Below are 13,010 nucleotides of genomic sequence, written 5' to 3'. Positions count from 1 at the left end.
ACAGGCGACAAGCAAAGTCACGTCGATTGCATCGTCACGGCCGGAATTTTCCACGAACCATTAAGGATCGATGGAGTCCCTTCATTGGGCCAATACATGCGGAGCATCAGAACGAACTTGCCAGCCGGCGCAGGGAGCCAATTGGACTCCTTGTCGGGTCCGGGCGACTCCGTCTGGATGAAAAGGTCGGTGGACCCATCGGGATTAGCCTTGAGATTTTGTCGAGCGCTGATCGAGTAGCGGTTCAGCGGATTGCTCACGAAGAAATATTTGTCATCGTACATCGTAAGAGACCAGAAGCCGCTTACCGGGGGCAGGTGCCCTTTTGGAAAATGCATCACGTATTTGTTCGCCCCATCATAAGACCTGTTCTCATCGTCCTTTAGCGAAGTCGGATAGACCGCATCTCGGGGTCGATTGGCTCCGAGGCCTATGGCTGTTACCAGGGCCCGCATGAGGTAGTCGGTACCGTAGATGCCCGTTTTTGTCGTAAATCCCCAACCGTTAACGTCCTTCACCTCACTGTTGAGCTTGAACTGAGCCATGATCCGATCGAAGGCGACCTCGGGGATTCGCTTGGCAAAATCCGCGTTGAGCTTGCTCGCATCGAAATCTTGGCCCGGCACGAGCCCGATCCTTGCGAACCGCGCAACGGCGGGCCCATCCGCTTCTGCCGGCGGATTGGCTTTCATCAATTGAGCCAGCAAGGTGAAGTAACCCTTCGCATCCATCCGATTCACCTGATCGCGCACTGCGGTCTTGGTATCGATGGACGGATCAATCTTCCCTTCCGGTGGGGTGTAGGTCTTTCCGTAGGAGCTTAGCGGCGCCAGCTTGCACTGGTCTTGCAATTCGTGGACGGCCTTGTAGTCCTCGGGGGTGCCGGTGCAGTAGATGCGGCCAAGAATCCAAACGATGTTTGTCGGCGACTTATATTCTCGAACTCCCTGTGGAAGCACACCGTTCCAGTCCGGGCCGGTGATCGCGTAGATTTGCGCACCCGTGCCGGTTGTGCGCTTACCGGGAGCCTGAAACACCGTGGTCCACCCATCGAGCATTGGGAACAGGAAATACCGGTCCTTCATGTCGGGGATGCTGAGCACCCAGGGCTCGTTTCCGACATCCAAGAATGCAGTCGTATAGAGGGTGTCGGCGTTCGGCGCTGTCACATCGCGAAATGAGGCGTTGGGATACTCACGCAGCTTGATCAATTGCCCCATCGGGGCCTTGGTGCCTTCGGGCCGTGCGACATTCGTAACGATCCTGCGGGTCATCTCCATAGTCACCAAGGGGTAGCCATAAACGTAGGCGTCGGTCGCCAGCCAGAAATCCTCCAGCCCTTCGCCGAGATTGAGGTCGCCCCACTCGGCCCTAGACAAGGTGCTGAAAGAAGAGCCAGCGAGTAGGCTCAAACCGCCAATGGTGGCTGTACGTCGGGTGACGGTCATCGGAGGTCTCCTTCCCGCACGATTGGCGCAGGCTTCCAATTCCCGTTGAGGGCTTCCTCCTTCGGCCAGTAGAGCCGCATCACCATGTAAATCGGACCATCGGGCGCGGGCAGCCAATTTGCCTCCTTGTCCGCACCCGGTGATTTGTTCTGAACGTAAATTGTGAGCGAACCGTCGGCATTCTTCTTGAGGTCCGGCAACATCGGCGAATTGATCAAATATCGGTTGATCGGGTTTTCGATCAGCAACTGGGTCTTTCCATCATACATGGTAATTGACCAGAACGCGTTGACCGGTGGATATGCTCCAGCCGGGAACGTGACCGTGTATTTGTGCTGACCTCCGTCGAGCTTCTGTCCGAGATTGTCCATTACAGCCAAAGGATACATCGCCTCGATCGCATCGTTGCCGTAGATGCCCGCGAGTGCGGCGGCTGCCCGCAGTGTAAAATCGCCGTGGTAAAAGGCGCGGTCGCCAAAGGCCGAGCCAATCCGCCAGCCATTTTCCGATTTGCCGATATCCTCTTTTTGCTTAACGATCGCGTCATAACCTTCCTTGATGCCAAGCTCGGTAGCTACCTTGTCCTCTCCCAGACCTGGCAGCGCATATGTAGCGCCCGGGGAGATGCCGATCTTGGCGAATTTGGCCCGCAATTCCGTTTCCGCCGGCACAGCCGGCGCGAACTGCAGCAGGAAATTCAGGTAGGAGAATGCGTCGAGTTTGAAGGCGTCCTGCGAGAAAGGCGGGAAGTTAGGCAGCGGCAAGGCCGTCGGCGCAGCCTGCTTCAGGAATTGGGACAACGGCTGAGCCTTGTACTGAGCTTGAATTTTCCTGACGTTGTCGATATCGCCGGGATTGAGGAGCTGGGTGCGGAAGATCACAAGTCCGAACTCCGTCTCGCTCTTGAAGATCTTCGCCACACCGTTTGGCCTTTCCCCGGACCAATTCGGCCCGGCGATCATGTAGCACCCGGCAGCATTGCCGGTGGCGCGACTTCCGACATAGCCATAATTGAACGAATACATGTCGGTCAGTTGAACTGAATAATAGCGGCCCTTCTCTATCTCCGGCACGCAAAATACGATCGGCTCGGCCCGCAAGTCGGCTTGAAGCATCGAATACGGGGTATCGCTATTCGGCGTCACGATAGCGGTATCCTTGGGCGTGAAGACGCGGCCTTCGTTGATAATCTGATTAAACGGCCCTTTGTATTGCGATGACTTCCGATCGATGTTGAACTCGTCCATCGCCTTGTAGGCGGCGATCATCGGAAAGGCGTAGATGTAAGCTTCTTTTGAAGCTTCATAGGCTTCGATGCGGCTTCCTATTTGGGCTTTGGCTGTTTGCCCTTGCATCAAAACGGCAGCGAGACATGACGCGAGCACGGAGCACTTGTTGATCATAACTCTCCTCCGATCAATGGTAGCGTCGGGCGGATCCGTCACACCCGTGGTTTGCCGGCGTGACCGTTAGGGACGGTCAGCGGCGAGAGCAGCGAGCAGAAAGCGTGATGTAGCTCGGCAGGCAGGTTCGAGACGCTCATCATCGGCTAACTCCCGAAACCGAATGGATCGGCTGGAAGCCGAAAATCCTCTCTCCGTGTCGGCAGTACGTCTTGTCGGCAGTACGTCGCCCCATCTGAACCTGGGCGCAGTTTCCATCTTAATAAGACGGTCCGCGCGAGCGGCGCTTTGAACAGCTCGTTTGTCGTTATGTTTGCCGTGCAAATGCTGGAGCCGTGACGAGGAAGGCGGCAATCAGCGCAATAAGCCTCTTGCGAATATCCATTGCGATATAATTCTCAAGACGCACGAGCACTCTACTTCAGATCGCATTCTCCTGTCGAGTGTTGATCCAGATCAATTAAACCGGATGACGCTGTACCCGAGCGCGCAGACGGCTGGACTCCGCTCGCGTGCCGCCGCGCGATGACGCATACAGTATGTCAACACGGCTCGACCCGGTCGCCGCCGCGTCGTGTAACAAGCATGGATGCACTACCCTGCAGTGTCTTTTTGGTTACATGCGTGCGCCAACCATCTGCGGTTGTAACAATAAGTCATCGCCCGGTGCAGCGGGCGTGCTACGTTGCCGCGCACATACTCTCGATTTTTGTTTTTGCGGCCAAGCCGGTTATGGACCGCTCGATCAACGTGAACGGGGGCATCATGAGCGTGCGCAAGGCGGTAGCTGCCATCACACTTCTTGCGATTGCATCGATACCGACGATTGCCTTGGCAGACGAAGGCGGTGTGAGCTTCTGGATTCCAGGCTTTTTCGGCAGCCTCGCTGCCACGCCGCAGCAGCCGGGCTGGTCGGCCGCAGCGATCTACTATCACACATCGGTTTCCGCCGGCGGTGACGTGGCGCGCGCGAGAGAGATCGAAACCGGCCGTATCCCGGCAAATCTGACAGCGACGTTGAACGCCAAACTAAACGCTGATGTGGACCTCGGGTTGTTGGTCGGGACCTACGTTTTTGCGACACCAGTGATGGGCGGCCAGGCCTCTGCCACCTTGATGGGGATATACGGCGCCAACACCACCTCGATCGCGGGATTGCTGACGGGAACGCTGTCGACGCCGATCGGCTCGATCCCATTCTCCCGATCCGATTCCATCAGCGACTCGATCGTGGGATTTGGCGATTTGATCCCGCAGTTTGCCTTGCGCTGGAATGCCGGTGTCAACAACTACATGACCTACATCACGGGGGATATCCCGGTCGGTGCGTACCAGTCGACGCGGCTCGCCAATATCGGGATCGGGCATGGGGCGATCGACGCGGGCGGCGGCTATACCTATTTCAATCCGCAGACGGGACATGAGCTCTCCGGCGTCCTCGGCTTCACCTACAATTTGAAGAACACTGACACCCAATATCAAAGCGGTGTTGACCTGCACTTCGACTGGGGAGCTTCGCAATTCCTGAGCAAGCAGGTTCAGGTCGGTCTGGTGGGCTACGTGTACAAGCAGCTCGGCTGCGACAGCGGCTCCGGCGATCGCGTCGGCTGTTTTCGCTCTCAGGTGGCGGGCGCCGGCCCGCAAATCGGATTCATCTTCCCGGTCGGCGACATGCAGGGTTACCTGAACCTGAAGGCCTACAAAGAATTTGCTGCCGAGAACCGGCCCGAGGGCTGGAACGCCTGGGTGACGTTTGCGATCTCGCCGGCAGCGCCGACGCCGACGGGGCCACCGAAGCGAATGATCACGAAGTAGTCGTCTTCGCTCGCAATGAATATTCGTCCGATTTTAGCCACGCTCGTGACATCAACGGTCTCAGCTTCTGCGCTCGAAATTTTGTGCCCGCTCCTGGTGGAGGTCTCATGAGAACGTTCAATTCTGCCATTAGTCTAACCTGTTTGACAGCGTGCATCCTGCTCACAGGATTATCCACATCCTGCGCGCAACCCGCCGGCGAAATGCCGCGGGATGAGCTCGCGGCACAGATCCGCATGCAAGGCTTTGCGTGCGACAAGGCGCTCGGTGCCAAGAAAGACACAAAGCGCTCTAAGCCGGATCATGCGGTCTGGGTCTTGAGGTGCAGCAACGCAAGCTATCGGGTCAGCCGCGCACCCGATATGGCGGCAAAGGTCGAGCCGCTGCATTAGCACGGATCAGCCGCCTTGGACCTTCACGGCCCCAGCCTTCGCCTGCCAGCGGTCGTGCAGCGATCAGGCGCAGCAGTTTTGGCTAGTGGCGTACAGCGTAAAGCGGCGTTCTAAGCGTCAATTGATAGGCTGGTTTCGGCACCCACATGATCTCGGCCGTGACGCCAAATAGGCGGTTGCCGTTATCGTCCATGCGATCGATATCAAGGCGGATGATAGGCTGGGTGAAAGGCTGGACCGGCGTGAGGCTCAGAAGCTGCGCGCCTTCAAAGGACTGAACGCCGACGCGACCTGTGAACTTCCAGTTGTTCGGCCATTGATAGTAGCCGCCGAGATAGCCGATCGTGTTCGGTCGGATCCTTGCGAGGGGGCTGCCGGAATCCGTGAGGGTAGACTGTACGCCCGCGAGCAATCCTCTGGTCTCGTCTTTGTCGAAGGCGTAGTCGAACTCGAGGATGTTGTTGATGGAGGTCGTGGTCAGCGGCCCGTTGGGGATCGACTGCGTGATGGTCGATTGCAGCGTTACCGTCGGAAAGGTCCCGCCGTTCTGCTGGTACAGATCCGCCTGGAAACCGATATTCCAGCTCGTGACCTGAAAGGATGACCAGCCGGCGCCGCCCGAATCCGTTGAACTACCGCTGACGCCGGCATAGAGCGAAACGGAGTCGGTCACATCGACGGTAAAGGGTAAGTCCACGTTGAGCGATTTCACCGCAGGCAAGCCGGCGGGACGAGCCGCGCCGTTCGAGTTCGTCAGCGTTCGGAGACTAGAGAAAAGTGACGGATGGCCAAAGCCGAAGGCTAGCGTTCCCGCGGGAACCTGCGCATAGGTGGTGCGGAGATCGAGGTACAGGTTCGGGAGAGACGCGTTTCCGGCCCCATCGTCATCCGCCGCAAGCGCGGCGGCCGGGCTCATGGAGATGACAGCCAACCCGGCCTTGAGCAGCAATCGACGCAAGAAGCCGTCGCTACGGGTTTGGACCGACATACGATCCTCCTGCGGCCAATCGGCGCCATTCGAGGTATCTGGCTTGCGCGTTTCATTAGCAGGATTTCATAGTGCAGGGGAGAAACTTGTTCGCGCTGCCAGCCGCCAAACCGGCCGACTACGCCGACCTACGCTGCGACTTGGCCGTGGGCTTCTTCGCGGCAGTCTCCTTCGGCTTCTTGCCTTGGTGGCTGACCTCCGCGGGAAGTAGCCAGGCCCGAGGTCTGACGCCGAACTGGCCCCGCTAGATGTTGACGACCCTTATGGACTTTGAGTCCGTTGCGGAGCCGCTATGTGGGGCACTCCGCCAATCTTTGAGCCCGCGCCTAGATCCCCAGCAGCTTCCGCGCGTTGGCCTTGAGCACCTTCGGCCGGATCTCGTCGCGGATGTCGATCTTGGCAAAGTCCGACAGCCAGCGGTCCGGCGTGATCACCGGCCAGTCCGAGCCGAACAGCATCTTGTCCTGCAGGATCGAGTTGATATAGCGCACCAGGATCGGCGGGAAATATTTCGGCGACCACCCGGAGAGGTCGATGTAGACGTTCGGCTTGTGGGTCGCGACCGACAGCGCCTCCTCCTGCCAGGGGAAGGAGGGATGGGCGAGGATGATCTTGAGGTCGGGGAAATCAGCCGCGACATCGTCCATGTACATCGGGTTGGAATATTTCAGCCGCATGCCCATCCCGCCGGGCATGCCCGAGCCGACGCCGGTCTGGCCGGTGTGGAATAGCGCGATCGCGCCGCCATTATTGATCTCTTCGTAGAGCGGGTAGGCCATGCGGTCGTTGGCGTAGAAGCCCTGCATGGTCGGGTGGAATTTGAAGCCGCGCACCCCGTATTCCTCGATCAGCTTGCGCGCCTCGCGGGCGCCCAGCTTGCCCTTGTGCGGGTCGATCGAGACGAACGGGATGAGGACGTCGAGATGGTCGGAGGCGGCCTCGATCATCTCGTAATTGTTGTAGCGGCGGAAGCCGGTCTCGCGCTCGGCATCGACCGGGAAGATCACCGCCGCGATGTTCTTGGAGCGGTAATAGGCCGCGGTCTCCGGCACGGTCGGCGGATGCTTGTTGGGCGACTTGAAATACTCCGCCATCTGCGCCTGGAAGTCGTCATAGCCATCGTCGGCATGGCAGCCGCAGGGCTCCTCGGCATGGGTGTGGATGTCGATGGCGACGACGTCGTCGATATTGGGCAGCTTCAGCTTCGGCATGGTGTCCTCCCGACGGGTTGCCAAATTGATTATATGATATAACGAATTTGGCAAGGCGTTGCCGTGGCGAACCCTGGCTTGCCGCATGAATAGATCGGGCCGATCCGGCCATTTCTACTGTGCATGGGGTTGTTTTCACGAATTTGCCGGTTCGGAACCGGGCAGTTAACATTGACATCACCTCCCGCCATGCCTTAAGAACCGCCCCGTCCCGGGCGGTCGGTCCGCCAGCGGGAAAGATCTTATTTTGCCACATTCGCGCGTGCCGAAACGGTAGTGCCGAACACGGCCTTTCGAACGTTCAGGATTCTGCCATGAAGGTCCGTAACTCGTTGAAGTCGCTGCGCGGTCGCCATCGCGCCAACCGCCTGGTCCGCCGCAAGGGCCGGGTCTATGTGATCAACAAGGTGCAGCGCCGCTTCAAGGCTCGCCAAGGCTGATCTGGGCGGCTGATTGCCGTCGCGGTCGCCTGGCGCGCACAGCCCGCAAGACCACGGTCTCACACGAGTTTGACGCCGCCCTGCTTTGCAAGGGCGGCTTTGCGCGTTTAGACTTTCGCCATGACCGTGAGATTCCCTTTCGCGTACACGCTGTGCCTGGCCCTGGTCTTCGGAACCGCCGGCCTCGCGCCGGCGCGTGCGCAGGATGATCCCGCCCCGCCGGCGAAGCAGCAGAAGAAGCTGCCGGAGGCGCCGCCCAAGCTGCCCAAGGCCGAGCGCACCAAGAATCTCGATTTCCTGTTCGGCGCGCTGAAGGCCGCCCCTGACGAGGCCAGCGCCAAGCATGTCGAGGCGCGGATCTGGGCGATCTGGCTGCAGACCCCGAGCGACACCGCTGCGCTGTTGATGGCGCGGGCCAAGGCGGCGGTGGATGCGCAGAAGATCGAGATTGCGATCAAGCTTTTGGATTCGGTCATCAAGCTCCGCCCCGACTACATCGAGGCCTGGAATCGGCGGGCCACGCTCTATTACATGCAGAACGATTATGCCCGCTCGCTCGCCGACATCCGCGAGGTGCTGATCCGCGAGCCGCGTCATTTCGGTGCGCTCGCAGGGCTCGGCATGATCATGCAGGACGTCGGCGACGAGAAGCGCGCGCTCGAGGCCTATCGCAAGGCACTCGCCGTCAATCCGCACCTCGAGAAGATCCCCGACCAGGTGAAGGCTTTGACCGAGAAGGTCGAAGGCCGCGACATCTAGCGTCTAACTCGATCTTTTTTCGAGCGGTTGCGGCGCGTGGCGATTAACCACGATCGGAGGCGCAATGTCGCAAGGACTATTGCCGGCGCCGCCGCAGGTCTACCTGCATGGCAGGAGCAAAAGCCATGAAGCGTTTGATCTTTGCTTGCAGCTTGCTGCTGGCGTCGGGAACGATGAGCCTTGCCGACGGACTGTTCTGGGTGGTCGGCAATCGCGCCACCGGCAAATGCAACATCGTGACCCGCAATCCGGTCATCAACGGCGACATCTGGTTCGGCGACGGTCCTTACAAATCCAAGGACGATGCCAAGCTTGCACGCTCGACCATCCGCGCCTGTCCGGCGCTCACGCCCGACGAGCAAAAGGCCGAGGACGGCGCAGATTAGTGCAGGACGCTGCCGCCGCGTTCCGCAAGACCGCGATCGGCGGCCGCCGCGTAGGCCTTTGCGAGTTCGCTCTCGAGATGCTCATTGATCAGGAGCAGCGCCCGCACGGCACCGCGCAGGTCGCCGTTGCAGCTCGCGACGATCTCGTCGATTGCGGTATCGTTCGATCTGAAGCTCATCGAAAATCCTCCGGTTCAAACCAGGACAATCTTGCCGGTCTTTCCTGCATCCCCTGAGGTTGCGAGGAGGGATCGGCGCCCATCCATCCGGCGTCTAGATGGCGGAACCGACCGTGGCGATTATAAGGAAGCTGCGATGACGACTGCATGAAGCTGGTCTGAGGCTTGCGTATAACCCGTAGAGGCGTTGATTTTGTTGAGTTTTTTGGTTCGGCAATTGTGCACATATCCACAGGCCGGGATTCCGGTGGCCGCGCTGAGCCTCCTTAAGCGAAACCGCCGCCTGCCTAACCCGTAACTGCGATGTGCCCTGGATTGCCCGGACTCACTTCATGATCGTTATGTCAGCCGTGACGGCGCTGGTGCTGCTGGCGCTGGTCACACAGGCCGGAATTGTCGCCGTGCAGCGCGCCTTTCCGCCGCAGGGCCGGATGATCGAGGTCGATGGCGCGACGCTCCACGTCGTCGACATCGGCCGGCGCGATGCCCGCCTGCCGATTGTAATGCTGCATGGCGCGAGCTCCAACCTCGAAGTGATGCGGCACCCGCTCGGCGACCTCCTGGCCAAGCAGCATCGTGTCATCCTGATCGACCGTCCCGGCCACGGCTGGAGCACGCGCGCGCGACGGCAGGATTCGACGCCGGACGTCCAGGCGAGGATGATCGTCGCGGCGCTCGGCAAGCTCGGGATCGATCGCGCGGTCTTCGTCGTGCATTCCTGGAGCGGCGCACTCGGCGCGCGACTGGCGCTCGATCATGCGAGCCGCGTCGCCGGTCTTGTGATGCTGGCACCGGTGACCCATCCCTGGCGCGGCGGCGTCGGCCGCTACAACGAGATCATCGCAATGCCGGTGATCGGCCCGCTGCTCGCTTACACCATCACGTTGCCGCTGGGCTATTTCGTCGCCGAGTCCGGTGCGCGCAATGTGTTCCTGCCGCAGACAATGCCGGACGGCTTCGTGAAGGACTCCGCGACGCCGCTGCTGCTGCGCCCGCGTGAATTCATCGCCAATGCCTATGATCTGGTGACGCTGAAGGCAGCGGTGGCCGCGCAGGCTCCGCACTACGGCGAGATCAGGGTGCCCGTTACGATCATCGCTGGCGCGCCCGACAAGACGGTGAAGACCGACATCCACGCGCGTCCGTTCGCAGCGACGGTGCCGAACGCAAAGCTGATCGTGCTGCCCGATCTCGGCCACATGGTGCAAAACGCGGTGCCGGATCTCGTGAAGACGGAGATCGAGACGATGATCGCTAACATCGCCCCGGCGCAGGCGGCCGCAGATTAGCGGCCGCCGTTCGTCCGCTTACTGCTTGATCTTCCCGTCCTTGTCGAACTGCGACACGTAGGTCCAGAGATTGTTGATCTCGGTCTCGTTCTTGATGCCGGCGAACGCCATCTTGGTGCCGGGGATCTTGGCCTTCGGATCCTTGATGTATTCCTTGAACTGCGCCTCGTTCCAGGTGATGCCGGAATTCTTGTTCGCATCCGAGTAATTGTAGTCGGGCGCGGTGCCGGACTTGCGACCGTCGAGGCCGTTGAGCTCGGGGCCGACCTTGTTCTTGGCGCCTTCGCCGATTGCATGGCAGGCCAGGCATTTGTTGAACGACGATTTGCCGGCCGCGGCATCCTGCGCCATCGCGCTGGTGGCCGTGGCAGTGACGGTGAGGATCATCAGCGCGCCAAAAGTCAGTTTTTTCATAGGGTGCTCTTCGTCTCTTTCCCGGTGGGTCCTATTCGGTCGGCGATCGTCGAACCCTGCCGGTTTTGGCACGGCCCGCTCGGCTTGGACAAGCCACGAAACCATGACAGGTTTCATGATTTCCTACTTGTCCCAGAGCGAACTCGGCCTGAGATCGTGGCTCCGACTTTCGGACGGCCTATCCAAACCATCGCGGACGTGGTTGATTTGCCGTGATAAATCGCCGTTCGGCGCGAGCCGGAAGGATATGCCCGTGAAGGATTTGATATGGCCATCATGATGCCTGCGAGCGATCAGACGGTGCTCGCGCGCCGCGCGGAGATCGTTGCTGCATTGCGCGCAATCGTGCCCGGCGAGGGCGTGATCGATAGCGCCAGCGAGATGCGGGCCTATGAATCCGATGGGCTGACCGCCTACCGGCAGCCGCCGATGGTCGTGGTGCTGCCCGACACCACCGAGCAAGTCTCGCTCGTCCTGAAATATTGTGCCGCCCACGGCATCAAGGTGGTGCCGCGCGGCTCCGGCACCTCGCTATCCGGTGGCGCGCTGCCGCTGGAGGACGGCGTGCTGCTGGGCCTCGGCAAGTTCAAGCGCATCCGCGAGATCGATTTCGACAACCGCGTCGTCGTCACCGAGCCTGGCGTGACCAATCTTGCGATCAGCCAAACGGTCGCGCATGCCGGCTTCTATTACGCGCCCGATCCGTCCTCGCAGATCGCCTGCTCGATCGGCGGCAATGTCGCGGAAAATTCCGGCGGCGTGCATTGCCTCAAATACGGCATGACCACCAACAACGTGCTCGGTTGCGAGATTGTCCTGATGAGCGGCGAGATCCTGCGCATCGGCGGCAAGTCGGCGGAGCATTCGGGTTACGACCTGATGGGTGTCATCACGGGCTCGGAAGGGCTGCTCGGCGTCATCACCGAGATCACGGTGCGCATTCTGCAGAAGCCGGAGACGGCGCGCGCACTGATGGTCGGTTTTGCGCAAGTCGAGGCAGCCGGCGAATGCGTGGCGCGGATCATCGGCGCCGGCATCATCCCAGGCGGCATGGAGATGATGGACAAGCCCGCGATCCACGCCGCCGAAGCCTTCGTTCATGCCGGCTATCCGCTCGATGTTGAGGCGCTGCTCATCATCGAGCTCGACGGCCCGAAGATCGAGGTCGACGAGCTGATCACGCGCGTCGAGGCCATCGCGAACGGCTGCGGCTCGACCACCTGCCAGATCTCGACCTCGGAGGCCGAGCGCAATCTGTTCTGGGCCGGGCGCAAGGCCGCATTCCCCGCGGTGGGGCGCATCTCGCCCGATTATCTCTGCATGGACGGCACCATTCCGCGCGGCGCGCTGCCGAAGGCGCTCGCGCGCATCCGCGAGCTCTCGGAAAAATACCAGCTCGGCTGCGCCAACGTCTTCCACGCCGGCGACGGCAATCTGCATCCGCTGATCCTCTACGATGCCAACAAGCCCGGCGAGATCGAGCGCGCCGAAGCCTTCGGTGCCGACATCCTGCGCGCCTGCGTCGAGTTCGGCGGCGTGCTCACCGGCGAGCATGGCGTCGGCATCGAGAAGCGCGATCTCATGGGCGACATGTTCACCGAGATCGACCTGAACCAGCAGCAGCGCCTGAAATGCGCCTTCGACTCGCAAGGTCTGCTCAACCCCGGAAAAGTGTTTCCGACCCTGCACCGTTGCGCCGAGCTCGGCCGCATGCATGTGCACGCCGGCAAGGTGGCGTTCCCGGACATTCCGCGGTTCTAGCGAGAGTGCGGAGGGAAGGGCTCGCGACCCGAGCGCTTCCCTCCAACAAGGCTTACAGCAACCCGTATTGCGCGCGCTCACGCTTCGCCAGCAGTGGCAGGGCCTGGCCCGTGATGTAGGTCTTGAAATGCGCGCTGTCCTGGTGCGCCTTAAAGGCAGCCTCGTCGCGGAACAGCTCGTAGAACAGGAATTGTGCCGGATTTTCCCTGGCGCGGCTGATCAGGAACAGTTTTACGCCGGGCTCGCTCTGCGCTTCCGGCAGGAAGCCGCGCAGGATCTCGGCGACCCGCTCCGCCTCGCCCTCCTTGGCTTCCCACTGCGCGACGACCAGAAGGCCGCCGCCATTGATCGCCTCGGCAATGGTGCGCTGGTTCATGGTCTGTTGATTCATATTGAACTCCTTTTCGCTGGCCCGCCCTCAGAAGCTCGATCAGTAGCGAAATTTGGAAGGCAATGGTTCGATACTGATCGAAGCGAGATGTGGCGCCGCGCTGCACCAAGTTCTGTCATCCGACGCGCGAATTG

The 13,010-nt window shown here is 60.5% G+C and carries 14 protein-coding genes; 7 read left to right on the top strand and 7 right to left on the bottom strand.

The window, feature by feature from the left end; genetic code table 11:
* Window positions 1–17 precede the first annotated feature (17 nt).
* Window positions 18–1,448, bottom strand: a complete 1,431-nt coding sequence (locus JJC00_RS34435; RefSeq protein ID WP_200470188.1) for a DUF1254 domain-containing protein — start codon at window positions 1,446–1,448, stop codon at window positions 18–20.
* Window positions 1,445–2,851: a DUF1254 domain-containing protein gene (locus tag JJC00_RS34430; protein WP_200470187.1), complete on the bottom strand. Its 1,407-nt coding sequence runs from the start codon at window positions 2,849–2,851 to the stop codon at window positions 1,445–1,447. The genes JJC00_RS34435 and JJC00_RS34430 overlap by 4 nt, the downstream gene beginning before the upstream one ends.
* Before the next feature lie 765 nt (window positions 2,852–3,616).
* Here JJC00_RS34430 and JJC00_RS34425 point away from each other — a divergent pair.
* Both JJC00_RS34425 and JJC00_RS34420 read left to right on the top strand, forming a co-directional pair.
* Window positions 3,617–4,666, top strand: coding sequence for a SphA family protein (locus JJC00_RS34425; protein ID WP_200474322.1), 1,050 nt, complete (start codon window positions 3,617–3,619; stop codon window positions 4,664–4,666).
* A 107-nt stretch (window positions 4,667–4,773) separates the two neighbouring features.
* Complete coding sequence (locus JJC00_RS34420) at window positions 4,774–5,058, top strand: hypothetical protein (protein WP_246774022.1); 285 nt, start codon at window positions 4,774–4,776, stop codon at window positions 5,056–5,058.
* Between the two features lie 82 nt (window positions 5,059–5,140).
* Here the strand turns inward: JJC00_RS34420 and JJC00_RS34415 are convergent, their stop codons facing one another.
* Both JJC00_RS34415 and JJC00_RS34410 read right to left on the bottom strand, forming a co-directional pair.
* Complete coding sequence (locus JJC00_RS34415) at window positions 5,141–6,046, bottom strand: hypothetical protein (RefSeq protein ID WP_200470186.1); 906 nt, start codon at window positions 6,044–6,046, stop codon at window positions 5,141–5,143.
* A 326-nt stretch (window positions 6,047–6,372) separates the two neighbouring features.
* Window positions 6,373–7,257 (bottom strand): amidohydrolase family protein, encoded by an 885-nt coding sequence (locus JJC00_RS34410; RefSeq protein WP_200470185.1) that lies wholly within the window; start codon window positions 7,255–7,257, stop codon window positions 6,373–6,375.
* A 314-nt stretch (window positions 7,258–7,571) separates the two neighbouring features.
* Here JJC00_RS34410 and ykgO point away from each other — a divergent pair, with 314 nt between their 5' ends.
* The 3 genes from ykgO (at window position 7,572) to JJC00_RS34395 (ending at window position 8,842) form a co-directional block, all read left to right on the top strand.
* A complete protein-coding gene (gene ykgO / locus JJC00_RS34405; protein ID WP_006611362.1) occupies window positions 7,572–7,697 on the top strand; it encodes a type B 50S ribosomal protein L36 in 126 nt (41 codons plus the stop codon).
* A 120-nt stretch (window positions 7,698–7,817) separates the two neighbouring features.
* A complete protein-coding gene (locus JJC00_RS34400) occupies window positions 7,818–8,456 on the top strand; it encodes a tetratricopeptide repeat protein (protein ID WP_200470184.1) in 639 nt (212 codons plus the stop codon).
* Between the two features lie 125 nt (window positions 8,457–8,581).
* Entirely contained in the window at window positions 8,582–8,842 is a 261-nt protein-coding gene (locus JJC00_RS34395; protein ID WP_200470183.1) for a hypothetical protein, read from the top strand.
* Here JJC00_RS34395 and JJC00_RS34390 read toward each other — a convergent pair.
* Complete coding sequence (locus JJC00_RS34390) at window positions 8,839–9,021, bottom strand: hypothetical protein (RefSeq protein WP_200470182.1); 183 nt, start codon at window positions 9,019–9,021, stop codon at window positions 8,839–8,841. The two genes, JJC00_RS34395 and JJC00_RS34390, sit on opposite strands and share 4 nt — an antisense overlap.
* 332 nt (window positions 9,022–9,353) lie before the next feature.
* Here JJC00_RS34390 and JJC00_RS34385 point away from each other — a divergent pair, with 332 nt between their 5' ends.
* Window positions 9,354–10,310 carry an alpha/beta fold hydrolase gene (locus JJC00_RS34385; protein ID WP_200470181.1) on the top strand — a complete coding sequence of 319 codons (957 nt, stop codon included), beginning with the start codon at window positions 9,354–9,356 and terminating at the stop codon, window positions 10,308–10,310.
* A gap of 18 nt (window positions 10,311–10,328) precedes the next feature.
* Here JJC00_RS34385 and cycA read toward each other — a convergent pair whose 3' ends face one another.
* Window positions 10,329–10,724 (bottom strand): cytochrome c-550 CycA, encoded by a 396-nt coding sequence (gene cycA, locus JJC00_RS34380; protein WP_200470180.1) that lies wholly within the window; start codon window positions 10,722–10,724, stop codon window positions 10,329–10,331.
* Window positions 10,725–10,991: 267 nt separating this feature from the next.
* Here cycA and JJC00_RS34375 point away from each other — a divergent pair, with 267 nt between their 5' ends.
* Entirely contained in the window at window positions 10,992–12,485 is a 1,494-nt protein-coding gene (locus JJC00_RS34375; protein WP_200470179.1) for an FAD-linked oxidase C-terminal domain-containing protein, read from the top strand.
* Window positions 12,486–12,537: 52 nt separating this feature from the next.
* Here the strand turns inward: JJC00_RS34375 and JJC00_RS34370 are convergent, their stop codons facing one another.
* Window positions 12,538–12,876 carry a putative quinol monooxygenase gene (locus JJC00_RS34370; RefSeq protein ID WP_200470178.1) on the bottom strand — a complete coding sequence of 113 codons (339 nt, stop codon included), beginning with the start codon at window positions 12,874–12,876 and terminating at the stop codon, window positions 12,538–12,540.
* Window positions 12,877–13,010 lie beyond the last annotated feature (134 nt).

The organism is Bradyrhizobium diazoefficiens, assembly GCF_016616885.1.
Lineage (GTDB): Bacteria > Pseudomonadota > Alphaproteobacteria > Rhizobiales > Xanthobacteraceae > Bradyrhizobium > Bradyrhizobium diazoefficiens_F.
The sequence above is the reverse complement of the archived record's forward strand: the minus strand, read 5'-3'. Positions and strand labels throughout refer to the sequence as shown.

Bases quoted from the DNA above. Each gene is read 5' to 3' on its own strand.
- JJC00_RS34415 (WP_200470186.1), bottom strand. From the start codon at position 6,046: ATGTCGGTCCAAACCCGTAGCGACGGCTTCTTGCGTCGATTGCTGCTC.
- JJC00_RS34390 (WP_200470182.1), bottom strand. From the start codon at position 9,021: ATGAGCTTCAGATCGAACGATACCGCAATCGACGAGATCGTCGCGAGC.
- JJC00_RS34375 (WP_200470179.1), top strand. From the start codon at position 10,992: ATGGCCATCATGATGCCTGCGAGCGATCAGACGGTGCTCGCGCGCCGC.
- JJC00_RS34420 (WP_246774022.1), top strand. From the start codon at position 4,774: ATGAGAACGTTCAATTCTGCCATTAGTCTAACCTGTTTGACAGCGTGC.
- JJC00_RS34395 (WP_200470183.1), top strand. From the start codon at position 8,582: ATGAAGCGTTTGATCTTTGCTTGCAGCTTGCTGCTGGCGTCGGGAACG.
- JJC00_RS34435 (WP_200470188.1), bottom strand. From the start codon at position 1,448: ATGACCGTCACCCGACGTACAGCCACCATTGGCGGTTTGAGCCTACTC.
- JJC00_RS34425 (WP_200474322.1), top strand. From the start codon at position 3,617: ATGAGCGTGCGCAAGGCGGTAGCTGCCATCACACTTCTTGCGATTGCA.
- JJC00_RS34430 (WP_200470187.1), bottom strand. From the start codon at position 2,851: ATGATCAACAAGTGCTCCGTGCTCGCGTCATGTCTCGCTGCCGTTTTG.
- ykgO (WP_006611362.1), top strand. From the start codon at position 7,572: ATGAAGGTCCGTAACTCGTTGAAGTCGCTGCGCGGTCGCCATCGCGCC.
- JJC00_RS34400 (WP_200470184.1), top strand. From the start codon at position 7,818: ATGACCGTGAGATTCCCTTTCGCGTACACGCTGTGCCTGGCCCTGGTC.
- JJC00_RS34385 (WP_200470181.1), top strand. From the start codon at position 9,354: ATGATCGTTATGTCAGCCGTGACGGCGCTGGTGCTGCTGGCGCTGGTC.
- JJC00_RS34370 (WP_200470178.1), bottom strand. From the start codon at position 12,876: ATGAATCAACAGACCATGAACCAGCGCACCATTGCCGAGGCGATCAAT.
- cycA (WP_200470180.1), bottom strand. From the start codon at position 10,724: ATGAAAAAACTGACTTTTGGCGCGCTGATGATCCTCACCGTCACTGCC.
- JJC00_RS34410 (WP_200470185.1), bottom strand. From the start codon at position 7,257: ATGCCGAAGCTGAAGCTGCCCAATATCGACGACGTCGTCGCCATCGAC.